A 17,357-nucleotide genomic window follows, 5' to 3' on the forward strand; every position below is an offset into this window, starting at 1 on the left:
GCCCGGGGGGAGTGGGATGAGTCCGCCGGTGTTCCTCGCCGACCCGGGCCGGCTGCGCGCCGACCGGGTCGTGCTGGACGGCCCCGAGGGCCGGCACGCCGCCGCCGTGCGCCGGCTGCGGCCGGGCGAGCGCGTCGACCTGACCGACGGGGCCGGGCTGCTCGCCGAGTGCGTCGTCGCCGCCGCCGACCGCGCGTCCCTCACCCTGGACGTGCTGGCCCGCCGCGTCGAGCCGGCGCCCGCGCCGCGGCTCGTGGTCGTCCAGGCGCTGCCGAAGGGCGACCGGGGCGAGCTGGCGGTGGAGACCATGACCGAGGCCGGCGTCGACGAGATCGTCCCGTGGGCGGCGGCCCGGTGCGTCACCCGGTGGCGCCCGGAACGGCGGGAAAAGGCGCTCGGACGGTGGCGTGTGACCGCCCGCGAGGCCGCCAAGCAGGCCCGCCGCAGCCGGCTGCCGGAGGTGCCGGACCTCGCGTCCACCGCCGGCGTCGCCGACCTGATCGCCGCCGCGCCGCTCGCGCTCGTCCTGCACGAGGACGCCGAGGAGCGGCTGAGCGCCGTGCGGCCCCCCGCGGACGGCGACATCGTCCTGGTGGTCGGCCCGGAGGGCGGGATCGCCGAGGAGGAGCTCGATCGTTTCGCCGCCGCGGGCGGACGTCCCGTCCGGCTCGGCCCGACCGTCCTGCGCACCTCGACCGCCGGGGTCGCCGCCGCGTCCGTGCTGATGGCCGCCGCCGGCCGCTGGTGACCCGCGGCCGGCCTACCCACTGACCGCCCGGGCCGGACGGTCGGGCGCGCCCGGGCCGGACGGTCGGGCGGTCAGGGCGCGGAGGCGCCGGAACCCTCGTCGGCGGTGGTGGCCGGGGCGGTGCTGGCGGGCGGCGTCGGCTGCTCGGTCGGCTGCTCCGGCGTGGACGGCGGAGGCGTCGTCGGCGTCTGCGTCGGCGTCGGGCTCGTGGTCGGGCTGCCGCTCGGGCACGGCGACGCGGACGCCTTCGCGCCCTGTTTCGAGGAGCCGGACGACGGGGACGCCGTCGCGCCGGTGACCGCCGGCCCGGAGCCGCACGGCGTGGGCCCGGACGAGGTCGACGGGGACGACGACGCCGACGGGCTCGGCGACCCGGACGCGTCCGGCTGCGACGGCTTGGCGGAGCCGGGCACGATCGGGTTGCCCCGGGAGTCGAGGCGGTCGCCGGCGTGGGCGTCGCGGTCGTCGCCCGACGGCCCGTTGCTGCCGACCGAGTGCTGGATCAGGTCGATCGTGTGCGGCGCGGTCACGCCGAGGCCGGCTATCGCCACGGCGGCGGCCACGGCGAGCGCGGGCCGCGCCCAGGTCACGGCGAACCGGTCCAGCCCGTACCAGGCCGTGCCGAACCGCTCCATGCCGAACCAGCGCCGGCGGCGCGGGTCGGCGACGCGGGCCCGGATGCGCTCCAGGCCGTCGTCGGCGGGGGTGACCGAGTCCGCCTCCGCGTGCAGGGCGCGGCGGAGGATCTCGCCGTGCTCGTCGTGGGGGTCGGTGGTCATGAGAACTGCTCCAGGACGTTGCGTAGCGCGGTCATGCCGCGCGCCGTATGACTCTTCACGGCGCCTCGGGAGATCCCCATGGCGTTGGCGATCTCCGCTTCGGACAGATCGGCGTAGTAGCGCAGGACGAGCGCCTCCCGCTGGCGGGCGGGGAGCCGGGAGAGCGCGTCGATCACCGCCGAGCGCTCCAGCTCGCCGATCGCCCCGGCCTCCGCGCTCGGCGCGTCCGGCAGCCCCTTCGGGGCGTACTTCTCGACGACGGCGCGGTGCCGCAGCACCGATCGCGACCGGTTGACCACGGACTGGCGCAGGTACGACAGGGCCTTGTCGGGGTCGCGCAGGCGGCGCCAGCCGCCGTGCATCGCCACGAACGCGTCCTGGACGACCTCTTCGGCCGTCCCGGAGTCGCGCACGAGCATGGCGGCGAGACGCACGAGCGAGCGGTAGTTGGCGCTGTAGAGCGCGGTCACCGCCTGATCGGCGTCCCAGGCGACGGCCACGGCCCCCGCCGTTCCCCTGGCCACGAGGGTCTCGGTCACGTCAGTGGGACGCGCACCCTCGCCGTTGGGTTTACGAAAGGGCATGTTCTTGAGGACCTCGGTCACCTATCCGCCGCCTTCACCGTGCCCCGGCCGCCCATTCGGACGCCCCTCCGGGCCGGCATCGAATCGGGTTTCCCCCACCCGCGCGAGCGCGCGGCAACGCCCTCGGACCGGGGGGTACGCCCTGAGTTGACAACCTTAACCAGTGGCCGGTCGGAATCGGCTCGACAACCGGAGATCGACGCCGAAACCTTAGCGATCTTGGGGCGTCGCGGGCCATCCCCGCGACGGTCTCGATAGGATCTCGGACGCGGCCGGGGCCGCGCGGAGAGGGGAAAGATGACCGACTGCCTGTTCTGCAAGATCGTTTCCGGGGACGTGCCCGCCAAGGTCGTCCGGGACTCCGCGCGCGTGCTGGCGTTCCGCGACATCAACCCGCAGGCGCCCACGCACGTGCTGGTCATCCCCAAGGACCACCACCCGACGGCCGCCGAGCTGGCCGCCGCCGACCCCGCGCTGCTGGCCGAGGTGCTGGGCGAGGCGCACCGGGTCGCGGTGGACGAGGGGATCGACGGCACCGGCTACCGGATCGTCTTCAACACCGGTGCCCAGGCCGGCCAGACCGTGTTCCACGTGCACGCGCACGTGCTCGGCGGGCGTGGCCTGAACTGGCCGCCCGGCTGACCGCCCGGGGCCGGCCGCCGGCCGTCCCGCGGCCGCCGGGGCGCCGCGCGCCCGGCGGGCGCGCCCGAAAAGCGGCGGCGTTCCGTCGGGGGCTCCCAGTACCATGGAAACGCAACCCTGGACACCCGGAGCGAACAGAAGGCAGGTCGGAGAGGCCGCAAGGCCCGGCTGATGGTCGAATCAACTCACACGAGGTCAACTCGTACCGGGCGCGACGACCGCGCGGGCGCGCCCTCCCAGATCAAGATCGTGGTGCCGGACGACCATTCGATGGTGAGCCTGCTGGGCTCCCGGGACGAGCTGCTGCACGCGGTCGAGGACGCGTTCGGCAGCGGCGTCGACGTGCACGTCCGCGGCAACGAGATCACCGTGACCGGCCCGCGGGAGCAGACCGACCTGGCGTCCCGGCTGTTCACCGAGATGCTGGAGCTGGTCAAGAACGGCGCGCAGCTCACCCCCGACGCGGTCGGGCGCAGCCTGGCGATGCTGCGCGGCGAGAGCGGCGAGCGCCCGGCGGAGGTCCTCACCCTGGACGTGCTGTCCAGCCGGGGCCGCACCATCCGCCCGAAGACGCTGAACCAGCGCCGCTACGTCGACGCGATCGACAAGCACACGATCGTGTTCGGCATCGGGCCGGCGGGCACCGGCAAGACCTACCTGGCGATGGCCAAGGCGGTCCGCGCGCTGCAGGACAAGAAGGTCAACCGGATCATCCTGACGCGCCCGGCGGTCGAGGCGGGCGAGCGGCTCGGCTTCCTGCCCGGCACGCTCTACGAGAAGATCGACCCGTACCTGCGGCCGCTGTACGACGCGCTGCACGACATGGTCGACCCCGACTCGATCCCGCGCCTGATGGCCGCCGGCACCATCGAGGTCGCCCCCCTCGCATACATGCGCGGCCGCACCCTTAATGACTCGTTCATCATCCTGGACGAGGCGCAGAACACCTCGCCCGAGCAGATGAAGATGTTCCTCACCCGGCTCGGGTTCGGGTCGAAGGTCGTGGTGACCGGCGACGTCACGCAGGTCGACCTGCCGAACGGGCAGCTGAGCGGGCTGCGCGTCGTCCAGGACATCCTCGACGGCGTCGAGGACATCCACTTCTCCCGGCTGAACAGCCACGACGTCGTCCGGCACAAGCTGGTGACCGACATCGTCGACGCCTACAACCGCTACGACGAGGCGCGGGTGCCGGAGCTGAAGCAGGGCGCCGGCGGCCGCGGCGCGCCGCGCAAGCGGGGGCGGCAGTGAGCATCGAGGTGCTGAACGAGTCGGGCGTCCCGGTCGACGAGAAGAAGATCGCCGACCTCGCCCGGCACGTCCTGGACGGGATGCGCGTGCACCCCCTCGCGGAGCTGTCGATCGTGCTGGTCGACGAGGACGCGATGACCGAGCTGCACGAGAAGTGGATGGACGAGCCCGGCCCGACGGACGTGCTGTCGTTCCCGATGGACGAGCTGCGCCCCGGCCACATGTCCGGCGGCGCCGACGAGGACGGCGAGACCGACCCGGGCCTGCTCGGCGACGTCGTGCTGTGCCCGCCGGTCGCCGCGCGGCAGGCCAAGGAGGCCGGGCACGGCACCGCGGACGAGCTGGAGCTGCTGACCGCGCACGGCATCCTGCACCTGCTCGGCTACGACCACGCGGAGCCGGAGGAGCACAAGGAGATGTTCGGCCTGCAGGCCGGCCTGCTCGCCTCCTGGCGGGGGGAACGCGGCCGCTGATGAGCACCGCGCAGGGGTGGCTGTCCGCCCTGGCGGTGGGCCTGGTCCTGATGGCGGGCCTGCTGGCCGGCGCCGAGACCGCGCTCGCCCGGGTCTCCCGGGTCACCGTCGAGGAACTCGTCCGGGAGAACCGGCGCGGCGCCGGCAAGCTCGCCGAGGTCGTCGCCGACCCGGCCCGCTACGTCAACATGGTCCTGCTGCTGCGGATCGGCTGCGAGCTGGTCGCCACGGTGATCGTCGCGGACCTGTGCATCTCCTGGCTGGACGAGACGTGGCGCGCCTACGTGGTCGCCGCCGCGATCATGATCGTGGTCAGCTACGTCGTGATCGGGGTGGGGCCGCGCACGCTCGGCATCCAGCACGCCGGCCGGATCGCGCTGGCCGGCGCCGCGGTGATCCATCCGGTCACGCGGGTGCTGGGGCCGCTGCCGCGGCTGCTGATCGCGCTCGGCAACGCCCTGACCCCCGGCCGCGGGTTCCGGGAGGGGCCGTTCGCGTCCGAGGCGGAGCTGCGCGACCTGGTCGACCTCGCCGAGCAGCGCAGCCTGATCGAGCCGGACGAGCGGCAGATGATCCACTCGGTGTTCGAGCTGGGCGACACCCTCGTCCGCGAGGTGATGGTGCCGCGCACCGACATCGTGTTCGTCGAGCGCGGCAAGACGCTGCGGCAGGCGATGTCGCTGGCGCTGCGCAGCGGCTTCTCCCGCATCCCCGTCGTCGGCGAGAACGAGGACGACGTCGTCGGCATCGCCTACCTCAAGGACATCGTCCGCCGCAGCCAGGAGGACCCCGGCCGGGAGACCGCCGAGACCGTCGGCTCGGTCATGCGGGACGCGACCTACGTCCCCGACAGCAAGCCGATCGACGAGCTGCTGCGCGAGATGCAGGCCCGCCGGATCCACCTCGCGGTGGTGATCGACGAGTACGGCGGCACCGCCGGCCTCGTCACCATCGAGGACATCCTGGAGGAGATCGTCGGCGAGATCACCGACGAGTACGACGTGGAGATCCCGCCGGTGACCTGGCTCGACGACGGCGCCGCCCGGGTCACCGCCCGGCTCCCCGTGGAGGACCTCGCCGAGCTGTTCGACGTCGAACTGGACGCTGAGGAGGTCGAGACGGTCGGCGGCCTGCTCGCCCACGCCCTCGGCCGCGTCCCGATCGAGGGCTCCACCGCCGAGGTCGGCCCCGCCGACGGCGAGGGTCCCGCCCTGTCCCTGAAGGCCGAGACCATCGCCGGCCGCCGCAACCGCATCGGCACCGTCCTCGTCCGCAAGCTGGGTTAGCCCAGGGGGCTGTGTTTTCCCAGGGGGGCGACCCCCTGGAACCCCCGTCGCGGCCGACAGGCCCGCTGCGCTCGCTGCACTCGCTGCACTCGCTCCGCGTGCCTGCCCGTGCTTGTGGCTGAGCTTGAGCCTGCCGGGATTTGGACCCGGAACCCCTGCGCGTGCTGGGCCGCCACGACTCCTCTTGGAGGGCCTCGCCCTCAGCGGCAACGGCCGCGTCGTCGCCTCGCTCGACCGCAAGGGCGTCGTCCGCGGGTGGGAACTGGACTGGGCCGGGGCGGGCGTTCAGAGGGTGGTGCGGAGGTCGCCGTTGGGGGCGGCCACCAGGACGGGGGCCTTCGGGCCGAGGTCGCGGACGGCGGCGACGTCGGCGGGGTCGGCGGTGCCGGCGGCGGTGACGACGGCGGCGGCCTCGAGGTCCTCGGCGCCGCTGGAGACGGCCATCGCGACGGCGACCTTGAGGGCCGACAGCTTCAGCGACGGCAAGTCCACGCTGGTGGCGGCGTAGGTGCGGCCCGTCTCGTCGCGGACGGCGGCGCCCTCGGCGGCGCCCGTGCGCGCCCGGGACGACCGGGCCAGGGTGATGATCTTCGCGTCCTCGGCGTTCAGCTCGCTCACGGTCACAGCGTACGGCGTGCGCGGGGGCCGCAAGTCACCGGCAAGCGGGCGGCAAGCGGCGCCGAGCAGTGTGTGCGGGGTCGGATCGTCTCGTTGTTGGGAGAGGCCATGTCCCGCCTGCTCTACCGCCTCGGCAAGGCCGCGGCCCTGCGGCCGTGGCGGTTCGTCGTCGTGTGGCTGGTGCTCGTCGGCGCGCTGGCCGGCCTGGCGGGGGTCGCCGGGGGCGCGCTGCACGACGACTACACGCAGTCCGGAAGCGGCTCGCAGAAGGCGAGGGACCTGCTGGAGGAGCGGTTCCCCGCGCTGTCGGGCGCGGACGCGCGGGTCGTGGTGCACGCGGAGTCCGGCCGGGTCGACGCGGGCGCGCTGGCCGCCGCGGGGGCGCGGCTGCGCACGCTCCCGCACGTCAGCGCGGTGGACCCGGCGCAGCCGAGCCCGGACGGGCGGACCGCGCTGCTCACCGTCCGGTACTCGGTGCAGGTCACCGAGCTGGCGCCGAAGGAGACCGTGGACCGGCTGAAGTCGGCGACGCGGAACCTGGACGAGGCCGGCTACCGGGTCGAGTTCGGCGGCCAGGTGCCGGAGAACGTGACCGCGCCCGGCGGCGTCGCCGAGGGGGTCGGGATCGTGTCCGCGCTGGTGGTCCTGTTCCTGGCGTTCGGGTCGGTGGTGGCGGCCGGGCTGCCGCTCGCGGTGGCGCTGGCCGGGCTCGGGGCCGGCGTGTCGGGGGTCACGCTGCTCGCCGCGTTCACCGACGTGTCGACGACCGCGCCCACGCTCGCGGTCATGGTGGGGCTGGGCGTCGGCATCGACTACGCGCTGTTCATCCTCACCCGGCACCGGGAGGGGCTGGCCGAGGGCCTGGACGTGCCCGAGTCGGCGGGACGCGCGATCGCGACCGCCGGGCAGTCGGTGATCTTCGCCGGGTTCACGGTGCTGCTGGCGCTGTGCGGGCTGGTGCTGTCCCGGAACCCGGTCTACATGACGATGGGGTTCGCGACCGGGCTCGTCGTGGCGGCGACGGTGGCGAGCGCCGTCACGCTGCTGCCCGCGGTGCTGGGCCTGGCCGGACGGCGGGTGCTGCGACGCCGCGACCGGGCCCCGGGCGCGACGGTCCACGCGGACTCGCCGCGGGTGCGGCGCTGGGCGGAGCACGTCGGGCGCCGCCCGTGGCCGTGGCTGCTCGCCGGGCTGGTCCTGATGATCACGCTGGCGGCGCCCGCGCTCGGGATGCGCACGTGGCCGAGCGACGCCAGCAGCGAACCGGAGTCCAACACCGTCCGGCGGGCGTACGACCTGGTCGCCGAGGGATTCGGCCCCGGCGCCAACGGCCCGCTGATCGTCGCCGTCGACCTGCGGAAGGCCGACGCGAGCACGCTGCCCGCGCTCCGCGACCGGCTCGCCCGCACCGGCGGGGTGGTGAGCGTGGCGCAGCCGCTGGTGTCCCCGGGCCGTGACGCCGCCGTCCTCGTCGTCACGCCCCGGTACGGGCCGCAGGACGGGCGGGCGCCCGCCGTCGTCGACCGGATCCGCGCGCGCGAACTGCCGCCCGGCGCGGAGGTCACCGGGCTCACCGCCGCGTACGTGGACCTGTCGCGCTCGCTGTCGGACCGGCTCTGGCCGATGATCGGGGCGGTCGTCGCCACCTCGTTCGTGATGCTGATGATCGTCTTCCGGTCGCTGGTCGCGCCGCTGAAGGCCGCCGCGATGAACCTGTTGTCGATCGGCGCCGCCTACGGCGTGCTGACGGCGGTGTTCCAGTGGGGCTGGGGAGCGGGCGTGCTCGGGCTCCCGCACGGCGTGCCGGTGTCGTCGCTGATCCTGCTGCCGATGTTCGCGGTCCTGTTCGGGGTGTCGATGGACTACGAGGTGTTCCTGCTGTCGCGGGTCCGCGAGGAGTGGCTGCGGCACGGCGACGCGCGGGGCTCGGTGTCGTCCGGGCTGGCCGCCACGGGCCGGGTGATCAGCAGCGCCGCGCTGATCATGGTCGCGGTCTTCCTCGGCTTCGCCGCCGACCCCGGCCTGGTCATCAAGCAGATGGGGGTGGGGCTCGCGGTCGCCGTGGCGCTGGACGCGACGGTCGTCCGGCTGGTCCTGGTGCCCGCCGCGATGGCGCTGCTCGGACGGGCGAACTGGTGGCTGCCGAAGCCGCTCGCCCGCGTCCTGCCGGCCATCGACCTGCACGGCGCCGCCGCCCCGGCCGCGGCGGCCGAACGGGAACCGGAGACCAGCCGCGCATGAGGGGGGAGTGACCGCGAAGGTCCGGCATGTCCCGGTTACGCTGATCGGGACATGTCGCCCGTCGTACGCGTTCTCGGGGCCTTCGGCGCCGAGGTGGCCGGTTCCGCCGCCGACCTCGGCGGTCCCCGGCAGCGCTCGGTGCTCGCCCGCCTCGTCGCCGCGCGGGGCGCGATGGTGCCCGCCGACCGGCTCGTCGACGACCTGTGGGCCGGGACGGCCCCGCCGCGCGCCGCCGCCGGCCTCCAGTCGTTCGTGTCCCACCTGCGGCGCGCGCTGGAACCGGACCGTCCGCCCCGCACGCCCGCGCGGGTCCTCGTCACCGAGCCGCCGGGGTACGCGCTGCGGCTGCCGGACGGGAGCGTCGACGCCTGGCGCTTCGACGCGCTGGTCGACGAGGCCGCCGCCCTGCGGCCGGGCGACCCGGCGGAGGCCCGCCGCCGCGCGGACGCGGCGCTCGCCGAATGGCGCGGACCCGCCTACGCCGAGTTCGCCGGCCTGCCGTGGGCCGCGGCCGAGGCCGCCCGGCTGGACGAGCGGCGCCGCCTCGCCGTCGAGCGCCGCGCCGAGGCGATGCTCGCGCTCGGGGCCGCCGCCGAGGCCGTCCCCGACCTGGAGGCGCACGCCGCCGCCAACCCGCTGCGCGAGGAGGCGTGGCGGCTGCTGGCCCTCGCCCTCTACCGGGCGAGCCGGCAGGGCGACGCGCTGGCCGCGCTGCGCCGCGCCCGCGCGACCCTGACCGAGGAGCTCGGCGTCGACCCCGGCCCGGCGCTGCGCGACCTCGAAGCGGGCATCCTCGCCCACGCCCCGGACCTGGCCGGCGGCGCGGAGCGGCCCGCCCGGGCCGCCGTGCGCCCATCGCCTCCGGAACCGCCCGGCGCCGTGTTCGTCGGGCGGGCGCGGGAACTGGCCCGGCTGGACGAGGCGGCCCGCGCGGCGGAGGCCGGGCGCGGCGGCACCGTCCTCGTCAGCGGCGACGCCGGGATGGGCAAGACCGCCCTCACCGAGCGGTTCGCCCGCCGTCTCGCCGGACGGGGCTGGACGTCCGCGTGGGGGCGCGCGCCGGAGACCGGCGGCGCGCCCGCCGCCTGGCCGTGGGCCGAACTGCTGAGCGACCTCGCCGCCACCGCCCCGCCCGCCCCCGGCCTGGCCGCACGCCTCGCCCCCCTGCTGGACGACACCGCCACCGGACGCGGCGACACCGATGCCAGCGCCGGCCGGTTCCGCCTGCACCTCGCCGCCGGCGACTACCTCGCCGGCCTCGCGGAGGACGCGCCGCTCCTGCTCGTCCTCGAGGACCTGCACTGGGCGGACGAGGAGACGCTCGCGCTGCTCACCCGGCTCGCCGGACGGCTCCGCGACCGGCGCGTCCTGCTCGCCGCGACGTTCCGGCACACCGAGGTCCCCGACCCGCTCGCCGCGGCGCTCGCGGTGCTGGCGCGGCAGGAGCCGGCCAGGATCGAGCTGCCCGGCCTGTCGGCCGCCGAGGTCGCCGCGCTGGTCCGCGGCGTCTGCGACACCCGGCTCGGCGACGCGGAGCTGTCCGCCATCGCCGAGCGGACCGGCGGGAACCCGTTCTTCACCCGGGAGACCGCCCGGCTGCTGGAGGCCGAGGGCCTGCCTGCCGCGACCCGCCGGGTGCCCGCCGGCGTCGGCGACGTGCTGCGCCGCCGCATCGCCCGGCTCCCCGGACCGGCCCAGGCCGTCCTGCGGGACGCCGCCGTCGCCGGCCGCGACGCCGGCCTCGACGTGCTGGCCGACCTGTCCGGCGACGAGGACGCCGTGATCGACGCCGTCGAGTCCGCCCTCGCCGCCGGCCTGGTCACCGAGCCCGCGCCCGGGCGGATGCGGTTCGCGCACGCCCTCGTCCGCGACACCCTCTACACCGGCCTGTCGCACGCCCGCCGCACCCGCCTGCACGGCCGCGTCGCCGCCTCGCTCGAACGGCACCGCCCCGACGAGGTCGCCGCCATCGCGCACCACTACCTGGAGTCCGGGACGGCGCCCGACCGGGCCGTCCGGTACGCGCGGCTCGCGGCGGAGGCGGCCGAGGCCCGCTACGCCCACCGGCTCGCCGCCGACCTGTGGGTCCGCGCCGCCGAGACGCTGCGCGCCCGGGGCGGCGGCGCCGCCCGCGAACGGCTGGAGATCGAGGCCGCCGCGATCCGCGCGACCGCGCTGGCCGGGCAGGTCGTCGACGCCCGGGACCGGCGCCGCCGCGCCATCGCCGACGCGCGCGCGTTCGGCGACGTCCGCCTCCTCGCCCGGATCATCGCCGCCTTCGACGTGCCGACCCTGTGGACCAGCCGCGCGTACGGCGTCCTGGACCGCGAGGTCATCGAGGCCGCCGAGCACGCCCTGGCCGGCCCGCCCGGCGACGATCCCGCGCTGCGCGCCCGGCTCCTGACGACCCTGGCGATCGAACTCGAGGGGGAGCAGGACGACCGGGGCGCCGCGGCGGCCCGCGAGGCCGTCGGGATCGCCCGCGGGCTCGGCGACCCCGCCCTGCTGGCCGCCGCGCTCAACGGCGGCTTCCTCAACGGCTACCGCTCCGCCGACGGCCTGCGGGACCGCCGCCGCATCGCCGCCGAGCTGCTCGCCCTCGCCGCCGAGCACGAGCTCCCCGGCTACCTCGTCCTCGCCCACCTGCAGTCCCAGCAGGCCGAGGTCGCCTCCCTCGACCTCGCCGCCGCCCGCCGCCATCTGGACGAGGGCCGCCGGCTCGCCGAGCAGTACGGCCTCCCGCTGCTGGCGATGATCGCCGACTGGTACGGCGGCCTCGCGCACGCGTTCGGCGCCCGCTTCGAGGAGGCCGAACGGCTCTACACGGCGGTCGGCGGCGCCATCGGCAGGACCGGCATCTGGAACAGCGAGCGCGGCATGATGCTCGTCGGCGCGTTCTGCCTGCGCTACGTCCAGGGGCGCGCGGGCGAGCTGGCCGGCGAGACCGCCTGGCTGAGCGCGCAGTGGCCGCACGTCGCCGCGACCGCCGACATCCACGTCCTGGCGCTGGTGGCGGCCGGCCGCATCGACGAGGCCCGCCGCGCCGCCCCGGCCGACCCCGCACCGGTCCGCCGCGACTACTTCTACGACCTGGTCATGGCGATCCGCGCCCGCCGCGCCATCGCGCTCGGCGACCGCGCCCTCGCCGCCACGGCCTACGACGCGCTGCTCCCGTACGAGGGGCACGTCACCGGCGGCGCCACCGCGGTCGCCACCATCGGCCCCGTGGCGCAGATCCTCGGCGACCTCGCCCGCTTCCTCGGCCGTCCGGCCGCGTCCGCCGCCGCCCACTACCGCAAGGCCGCCGAGGTGGCGGACCGCCTCGGCGCCCCGTTCTGGGCCGACCAGGCGCGGGACGCGCAGGCCCTGGCGGACGCTCCCGCCGTGTGACCCCGGCCGCGCGCCCCGGGCGATGGCCCGGCGACTCGGGCCGGTGGGCGACAATTGGGAGGTGGACACGCTGGGAGAGACGCAGGGCGGGGCCGCGCCCGAGGGGTACCGAGCCGGGTTCGCCTGCTTCATCGGCCGGCCGAACGTGGGGAAGTCGACCCTGATGAACGCGCTGGTCGGCACCAAGGTGGCGATCACCAGCAGCCGGCCGCAGACGACCCGGCGGGCGATCCGCGGGATCGTGCACCGGCCGGACGCGCAGCTCGTCGTGGTCGACACCCCCGGCCTGCACAAGCCCCGCACGCTGCTGGGGGAGCGGCTGGACAGCCTCGTCCGCTCCACCCTCACCGAGGTGGACGTGATCGGGTTCTGCGTGCCCGCCGACCAGCCCGTCGGGCCCGGCGACAAGTACATCGCGCGGGAGCTGGCGGGGGTGAAGAAGACGCCGGTCGTGGCGATCGTCACCAAGACCGACCTGGCCGCGCCCGAGCAGGTCGCCGAGCAGCTGATGGCGGTGGGGCGGCTCGGCGAGTTCGCCGACATCGTGCCGTGCTCCGCCGCGAACGGCTTCCAGGTGGACCTCGTCGGCGACCTGCTGATCTCCCGGCTGCCCGAGGGCATGCCGCTGTACCCGGAGGGCGACCTCACCGACGAGCCGGAGCAGGTGCTCGTCGGCGAGCTGATCCGCGAGGCCGCGCTGGAGGGCGTCCGCGACGAGCTGCCGCACTCGATCGCGGTGGTGGTGGACGAGATGAACCCGCGCGAGGGCCGCGACGATCTGATCGACGTCTACGCGCACCTGTTCGTCGAGCGGTCCAGCCAGAAGGGCATCATCATCGGGCACAAGGGCGCCCGGCTTCGCGAGGTCGGCGCGGCGGCGCGCCGGCAGATCGAGGCGCTGCTCGGCACCAAGGTGTTCCTGGACCTGCGGGTCAGCGTGCTCAAGGACTGGCAGCGCGACCCGAAGCAGCTCCGCAGGCTGGGGTTCTACGACTGACCGGGGCGGGCGCTCACTCCTGCTCGGGCTGCGGCGCGGGCGGCGCCCCGCCGGAGGGCCGGTGGTCGGGGCGGGCCTCCTCCGGGTGCCGGCCCCAGGCCTGCGCCTCCTCGGGCCACGCGGCGCCGGTCTCGGCCCATTGCGGCTGCTCCGCGTACTGCTGCTCCGCGTACTGCTGTTCGGCGTACTGCTGTTCCGCGTACGGGTAGCCCGCGTACTGCTGCTCGGCGTACTGCTGATGCGGACGCGGCGCGCCCGCCTCCCTGGACGCGAGGCGTCCGGCGATGGGGCGGACGAGGCTGAACGCGGTCAGCAGCAGGCTCGCCGCGACCGCGAGGAACCAGCCGTACCGCAGGCTGACCTGGTAGGTGAGGTCGAGGCCGGTGTCCGGGACGCGGTCGGGCACGTCGCCGAGCCGCAGCACGAAGATCCCGCAGGTCAGCAGCGACAGCACGGCGGGGATCGCGGCGAGCGCGCCGATCCGCTGGTCGCGCGCGACCAGGTTCCAGAACGCCATCACGATCGCGACGACGGCCAGCACCGGGACGGCGAGGACGATGTTGTCGGCGTCGATGCCCGCCACGCTGCCCCGGTCGCGGACCAGCGAGCGCCCGAACAGGTCCAGCACGATCTGGGCGTGCGCCCACGGCAGGAACGCCGACACCACCAGCACGGCGGCGGCCCCGATCATGGCGAAGTCCCAGGCCGCGCGGCCCGGCCCGGACGGCGCGGGCGGCGCCGGCGGCGGGCCGTCCTCGGCGGGCGCCGCCTCCGGCGGGTCCCCCTCGGGCGGCAGGAAGGACGGGCGCGGCCGCGCGCGGCCGGCCTCGGAACCCAGGTCACCGGTCATGGACCCAGCGTAAACGGCGCGGCCGGGTTCGCCGGGACGGCCACGTCGGCGGCGCCGGGTCGGTACTTTGGAACGGAGTCCGTTTTGGGAGGGAGAGCCCCGGTGTTGCTCGTTTTCGGGCTGACGGTCGTGTTCCGCACGGTCGGCGAGGGCACGTTCCACTGCCCGCAGTGCGGTGGCGACCGTGCCTACCGGAGGCGGGCCGCGCGGCGCTGGTTCAGCCCGTTCTTCGTGCCGCTGGTCCCGCTGTGGCGGCTCGGGCACGCGGTGGAGTGCCGCACGTGCCGCGGCCGCTTCCCGGTGTCGGCGCTGCGCGCGCCGACCGCCCAGCAGATGGCGGCCGCGCTGCCGGCGGGCATGCGCGCCGCCGCGGCCCTGGTGCTGCGCGCGGGCGCCGCGGAGGACGAGGCGGCCCGCGCCCGCGCCGTCGAGACGGTCACCCGCTACGGGGAGCCGGACTACGACGACGACGCCATCGACGCCGACCTCGTCGTGGCGCCGGTGTTCCTCGGCCAGGAGGTCGAGCGGGCGGGCGCCCACCTCGCCGTGGAGGCCAAGGAGTGGTTCCTGGCCGACGCCGTCCGCATCGCGCTGGCGGACGGCCCGCTGGACGAGGGCGAGCGGCAGGCGCTGCACGCCGTCGCCGAACTGCTCGGCATGTCCCGCGCGTACGCGCTGGGCGTGATCGTCACCACCGAGGGGGCGTCCCGCTGACATGGACCCCGCCGATCCGTCCGCCGGCACCGGAACCGCCCTGGTGCGGCCGCCGGGGCCGCGCCTCGCCGAGGGCATCGTGACCCACATCGGCCGCCGCCCGGTCGACACCGCGCTCGCCGCCCGCCAGCACGAGGCCTACGTCGCGGCGCTGCGGGCGTCCGGCCGGCGGGTCCGGGCGGTGCCGCCGGCCGACGACCACCCGGACGCGGTGTTCGTCGAGGACACCGTGGTGGTCTGCGGCGACCTGGCGGTGATCGGCAGGTCCGGGGAGACGCGGCGGCGGGGCGAGGCGTCCGGTGCCGAGCAGGCCGTGCGCGAGCTGGGGCTGCGGATCGAGCGGATCAAGGCGCCGGGCACCCTGGACGGCGGCGACGTGCTGTGCGTCGGCGACACCGTGTACGCGGGGCGCGGCGCGCGCACCAACGAGGAGGGCATCTGCCAGCTCGCGCACCTGCTGGGCGGGCGGCGCGTGGTGCCGGTCGACACCCGCGGCTGCCTGCACCTGAAGTCGGCGATGACGGCGCTCCCGGACGGCGGCCTGATCGGGGTGCCGGAGCTGGTGGACACCTCGGTGCTGCCGTTCATCCGGGTCGTCCCGGAGCCGGCGGGCGCGCACGTGGTGCTGCTCGGCCCCGACCACGTGCTGATGTCGGCGTCCGCGCCGCGCACCGCGGCGCAGTTCGCCGCCGACGGGCTGCGGGTGACGAGCGTCGACATCAGCGAGTTCGAGGCCCTGGAGGGCTGCGTGACCTGCCTGTCCGTCCTCGTCCCCTGAGACGGCGGGAACGGGAATGCGCGGTGTGCCGCGGGCCGTTGGAAGAGACGGCGGAGGCCCCCTGTTGTCTCAGCATCCGGACGTTGGTTTCCGTAACCGAGACGTCGTCTGTTACGTTGGCGGACGTGTTGCGTGAGCTGCTCCTCCTTAGCGGCCGCAGCGGGGGCCTGTAAAAGGTCGGCTCCCTCGCTGCGGGACTTCGTTATGGACGTCGGCCGTGAGGTTCGAGCAGAGAGAGCACATCGGATGTATCCGCAACAGCAGCCTTCCGGAATGCCGTTCCAGCGCTACCAGGCGTTCGCCCCGGTCAAGCTGGCCGACCGCACCTGGCCCGGCAAGGTCATCACCGAGGCGCCCCGCTGGTGCGCGGTCGACCTGCGGGACGGCAACCAGGCCCTGATCGACCCGATGGACGCCCACCGCAAGCTCAAGATGTTCGAGCTGCTGGTACGGATGGGCTACAAGGAGATCGAGGTCGGCTTCCCGGCGGCGAGCCAGACCGACTACGACTTCGTCCGGCAGATCATCGAAGAGGACCGGATCCCCGGCGACGTGGTGATCCAGGTGCTGACGCAGGCGCGGCCGGAGCTGATCGAGCGGACGTTCGAGGCGGTGCGCGGCGCCAAGCAGGCGATCGTCCACCTGTACAACTCGACCAGCACGCTGCAGCGCCGCGTCGTGTTCGGGCAGGACAAGGACGGCATCACCGCGATCGCGGTCGAGGGCGCGAAGCTGTGCGCCAAGCTCGCCGAGGACATGGGCGACACCCGGATCTACTTCGAGTACTCGCCGGAGTCGTTCACCGGCACCGAGCTGGAGTACGCCGTCGAGGTCTGCAACGCCGTCAACGACGTGTGGAAGCCCACCCCCGACAGGAAGGTCATCGTCAACCTGCCGGCGACCGTCGAGATGGCCACGCCGAACGTCTACGCCGACCAGATCGAGTGGATGAACCGGAACCTGGCCTACCGCGACTCGGTCGTGCTGTCGCTGCACCCGCACAACGACCGCGGCACCGCCGTCGCCGCCGCCGAGCTCGGCTACATGGCGGGCGCCGACCGGATCGAGGGCTGCCTGTTCGGCAACGGCGAGCGCACCGGCAACGTGTGCCTGGTCACCCTCGGCCTGAACCTGTTCACCCAGGGCGTCGACCCGCAGATCGACTTCTCCGACATCGACGAGATCCGCCGCACGGTCGAGTACTGCAACCAGCTGCCCGTCCACGAGCGGCACCCCTACGGCGGCGACCTGGTCTACACCGCCTTCTCCGGCTCCCACCAGGACGCCATCAACAAGGGCTTCGACCACCTGAAGCGGGACGCCGAGGCCGCCGGGAAGCCGGTGGAGGAGTACACCTGGGCGGTCCCGTACCTGCCGATCGACCCGCACGACGTCGGCCGCACCTACGAGGCCGTCATCCGGGTCAACAGCCAGTCCGGCAAGGGCGGCGTCGCCTACATCATGAAGACCGAGCACTCCCTCGAACTGCCGCGCCGGCTGCAGATCGAGTTCTCCCGCGTGGTGCAGGAGCACACCGACGACCAGGGCGGCGAGGTCACCCCGGAGCGGATGTGGGAGATCTTCGAGGCGGAGTTCCTCGGCAACGGGCCGCGCGTCGGGCTGCTGGCGCACCGTGCGACGTCCCGGGTGGACGAGAAGGACGTGCTCAGCTGCGACGTCCGGGTGGACGGCGAGATCCGCGAGATCGAGGGCGTCGGCAACGGCCCGGTGTCGGCGTTCGAGGACGCGCTCGCCGCCGTCGGCATCCGCGTGCGGGTGCTGGACTACGCCGAGCACGCGATGAGCGCGGGCGGCGACGCGCGCGCCGCCGCCTACGTGGAGTGCGACGTCAACGGCACGACGGTGTGGGGCGTCGGCATCGACGGCAACATCGTCACCGCCTCCCTGAAGGCCATGCTCTCCGCCGTCAACCGCGTAGCGCGCGGTTGACCCAGGGGGAGCGCCCCCCTGGAACCCCCCGTTGCGACCGACAGGCCGTTTTCCGC

15 protein-coding genes are annotated in these 17,357 nt (G+C 75.0%); 11 read left to right on the forward strand and 4 right to left on the reverse strand.

What is annotated here, in order from left to right:
- Positions 1–16: 16 nt before the first annotated feature.
- Positions 17–748, forward strand: a complete 732-nt coding sequence (locus ACA514_RS42995; protein WP_375047239.1) for a 16S rRNA (uracil(1498)-N(3))-methyltransferase — start codon at positions 17–19, stop codon at positions 746–748.
- A gap of 71 nt (positions 749–819) precedes the next feature.
- On the opposite strand, the gene ACA514_RS43000 is transcribed toward ACA514_RS42995, so the two are convergent.
- Both ACA514_RS43000 and ACA514_RS43005 read right to left on the reverse strand, forming a co-directional pair.
- Positions 820–1,527: a hypothetical protein gene (locus tag ACA514_RS43000; protein ID WP_375047240.1), complete on the reverse strand. Its 708-nt coding sequence runs from the start codon at positions 1,525–1,527 to the stop codon at positions 820–822.
- On the reverse strand, positions 1,524–2,111 hold the full coding sequence (locus tag ACA514_RS43005) for a SigE family RNA polymerase sigma factor (protein ID WP_151538426.1): 588 nt from the start codon (positions 2,109–2,111) through the stop codon (positions 1,524–1,526). Before ACA514_RS43005 ends, ACA514_RS43000 begins: the two co-directional genes overlap by 4 nt.
- Before the next feature lie 297 nt (positions 2,112–2,408).
- On the opposite strand from ACA514_RS43005, the gene ACA514_RS43010 reads away from it, so the two are divergent.
- The 4 genes from ACA514_RS43010 (at position 2,409) to ACA514_RS43025 (ending at position 5,763) form a co-directional block, all read left to right on the forward strand.
- On the forward strand, positions 2,409–2,753 hold the full coding sequence (locus tag ACA514_RS43010; RefSeq protein ID WP_285915277.1) for a histidine triad nucleotide-binding protein: 345 nt from the start codon (positions 2,409–2,411) through the stop codon (positions 2,751–2,753).
- Positions 2,754–2,924: 171 nt separating this feature from the next.
- Complete coding sequence (locus ACA514_RS43015; RefSeq protein ID WP_375047241.1) at positions 2,925–4,004, forward strand: PhoH family protein; 1,080 nt, start codon at positions 2,925–2,927, stop codon at positions 4,002–4,004.
- Positions 4,001–4,477 (forward strand): rRNA maturation RNase YbeY, encoded by a 477-nt coding sequence (gene ybeY / locus ACA514_RS43020; protein ID WP_375047242.1) that lies wholly within the window; start codon positions 4,001–4,003, stop codon positions 4,475–4,477. The genes ACA514_RS43015 and ybeY overlap by 4 nt, the downstream gene beginning before the upstream one ends.
- Positions 4,477–5,763, forward strand: coding sequence for a hemolysin family protein (locus ACA514_RS43025; protein ID WP_375047243.1), 1,287 nt, complete (start codon positions 4,477–4,479; stop codon positions 5,761–5,763). The genes ybeY and ACA514_RS43025 overlap by 1 nt, the downstream gene beginning before the upstream one ends.
- Before the next feature lie 285 nt (positions 5,764–6,048).
- Here ACA514_RS43025 and ACA514_RS43030 read toward each other — a convergent pair whose 3' ends face one another.
- Entirely contained in the window at positions 6,049–6,381 is a 333-nt protein-coding gene (locus tag ACA514_RS43030; RefSeq protein ID WP_344266540.1) for a cytidine deaminase, read from the reverse strand.
- A gap of 108 nt (positions 6,382–6,489) precedes the next feature.
- On the opposite strand from ACA514_RS43030, the gene ACA514_RS43035 reads away from it, so the two are divergent.
- The 3 genes from ACA514_RS43035 (at position 6,490) to era (ending at position 13,009) form a co-directional block, all read left to right on the forward strand.
- Positions 6,490–8,622 carry an MMPL family transporter gene (locus ACA514_RS43035; RefSeq protein WP_375047244.1) on the forward strand — a complete coding sequence of 711 codons (2,133 nt, stop codon included), beginning with the start codon at positions 6,490–6,492 and terminating at the stop codon, positions 8,620–8,622.
- A 51-nt stretch (positions 8,623–8,673) separates the two neighbouring features.
- Positions 8,674–12,012: a BTAD domain-containing putative transcriptional regulator gene (locus ACA514_RS43040; protein WP_375047245.1), complete on the forward strand. Its 3,339-nt coding sequence runs from the start codon at positions 8,674–8,676 to the stop codon at positions 12,010–12,012.
- A gap of 61 nt (positions 12,013–12,073) precedes the next feature.
- Positions 12,074–13,009: a GTPase Era gene (era, locus tag ACA514_RS43045; RefSeq protein ID WP_375047246.1), complete on the forward strand. Its 936-nt coding sequence runs from the start codon at positions 12,074–12,076 to the stop codon at positions 13,007–13,009.
- Positions 13,010–13,022: 13 nt separating this feature from the next.
- On the opposite strand, the gene ACA514_RS43050 is transcribed toward era, so the two are convergent.
- On the reverse strand, positions 13,023–13,859 hold the full coding sequence (locus tag ACA514_RS43050; protein WP_375047247.1) for a hypothetical protein: 837 nt from the start codon (positions 13,857–13,859) through the stop codon (positions 13,023–13,025).
- A 102-nt stretch (positions 13,860–13,961) separates the two neighbouring features.
- On the opposite strand from ACA514_RS43050, the gene ACA514_RS43055 reads away from it, so the two are divergent.
- From ACA514_RS43055 to leuA, 3 genes are all read left to right on the forward strand, one after another.
- Positions 13,962–14,573 carry a hypothetical protein gene (locus ACA514_RS43055; protein WP_375047248.1) on the forward strand — a complete coding sequence of 204 codons (612 nt, stop codon included), beginning with the start codon at positions 13,962–13,964 and terminating at the stop codon, positions 14,571–14,573.
- A gap of 1 nt (position 14,574) precedes the next feature.
- Positions 14,575–15,351, forward strand: coding sequence for a dimethylargininase (gene ddaH / locus ACA514_RS43060; protein WP_375047249.1), 777 nt, complete (start codon positions 14,575–14,577; stop codon positions 15,349–15,351).
- A gap of 246 nt (positions 15,352–15,597) precedes the next feature.
- Positions 15,598–17,301 (forward strand): 2-isopropylmalate synthase, encoded by a 1,704-nt coding sequence (gene leuA / locus ACA514_RS43065; protein ID WP_375047250.1) that lies wholly within the window; start codon positions 15,598–15,600, stop codon positions 17,299–17,301.
- Positions 17,302–17,357: the final 56 nt, after the last annotated feature.

Origin of the sequence: Actinomadura sp. NTSP31, assembly GCF_041951385.1 — a bacterium.
GTDB lineage: Bacteria > Actinomycetota > Actinomycetes > Streptosporangiales > Streptosporangiaceae > Spirillospora > Spirillospora napierensis.

Bases quoted from the DNA above. Each gene is read 5' to 3' on its own strand.
- ACA514_RS42995 (WP_375047239.1), top strand. From the start codon at position 17: ATGAGTCCGCCGGTGTTCCTCGCCGACCCGGGCCGGCTGCGCGCCGAC.
- ACA514_RS43000 (WP_375047240.1), bottom strand. From the start codon at position 1,527: ATGACCACCGACCCCCACGACGAGCACGGCGAGATCCTCCGCCGCGCC.
- ACA514_RS43005 (WP_151538426.1), bottom strand. From the start codon at position 2,111: ATGCCCTTTCGTAAACCCAACGGCGAGGGTGCGCGTCCCACTGACGTG.
- ACA514_RS43010 (WP_285915277.1), top strand. From the start codon at position 2,409: ATGACCGACTGCCTGTTCTGCAAGATCGTTTCCGGGGACGTGCCCGCC.
- ACA514_RS43015 (WP_375047241.1), top strand. From the start codon at position 2,925: ATGGTCGAATCAACTCACACGAGGTCAACTCGTACCGGGCGCGACGAC.
- ACA514_RS43025 (WP_375047243.1), top strand. From the start codon at position 4,477: ATGAGCACCGCGCAGGGGTGGCTGTCCGCCCTGGCGGTGGGCCTGGTC.
- ACA514_RS43035 (WP_375047244.1), top strand. From the start codon at position 6,490: ATGTCCCGCCTGCTCTACCGCCTCGGCAAGGCCGCGGCCCTGCGGCCG.
- ACA514_RS43040 (WP_375047245.1), top strand. From the start codon at position 8,674: ATGTCGCCCGTCGTACGCGTTCTCGGGGCCTTCGGCGCCGAGGTGGCC.
- ACA514_RS43050 (WP_375047247.1), bottom strand. From the start codon at position 13,859: ATGACCGGTGACCTGGGTTCCGAGGCCGGCCGCGCGCGGCCGCGCCCG.
- ddaH (WP_375047249.1), top strand. From the start codon at position 14,575: ATGGACCCCGCCGATCCGTCCGCCGGCACCGGAACCGCCCTGGTGCGG.
- leuA (WP_375047250.1), top strand. From the start codon at position 15,598: ATGTATCCGCAACAGCAGCCTTCCGGAATGCCGTTCCAGCGCTACCAG.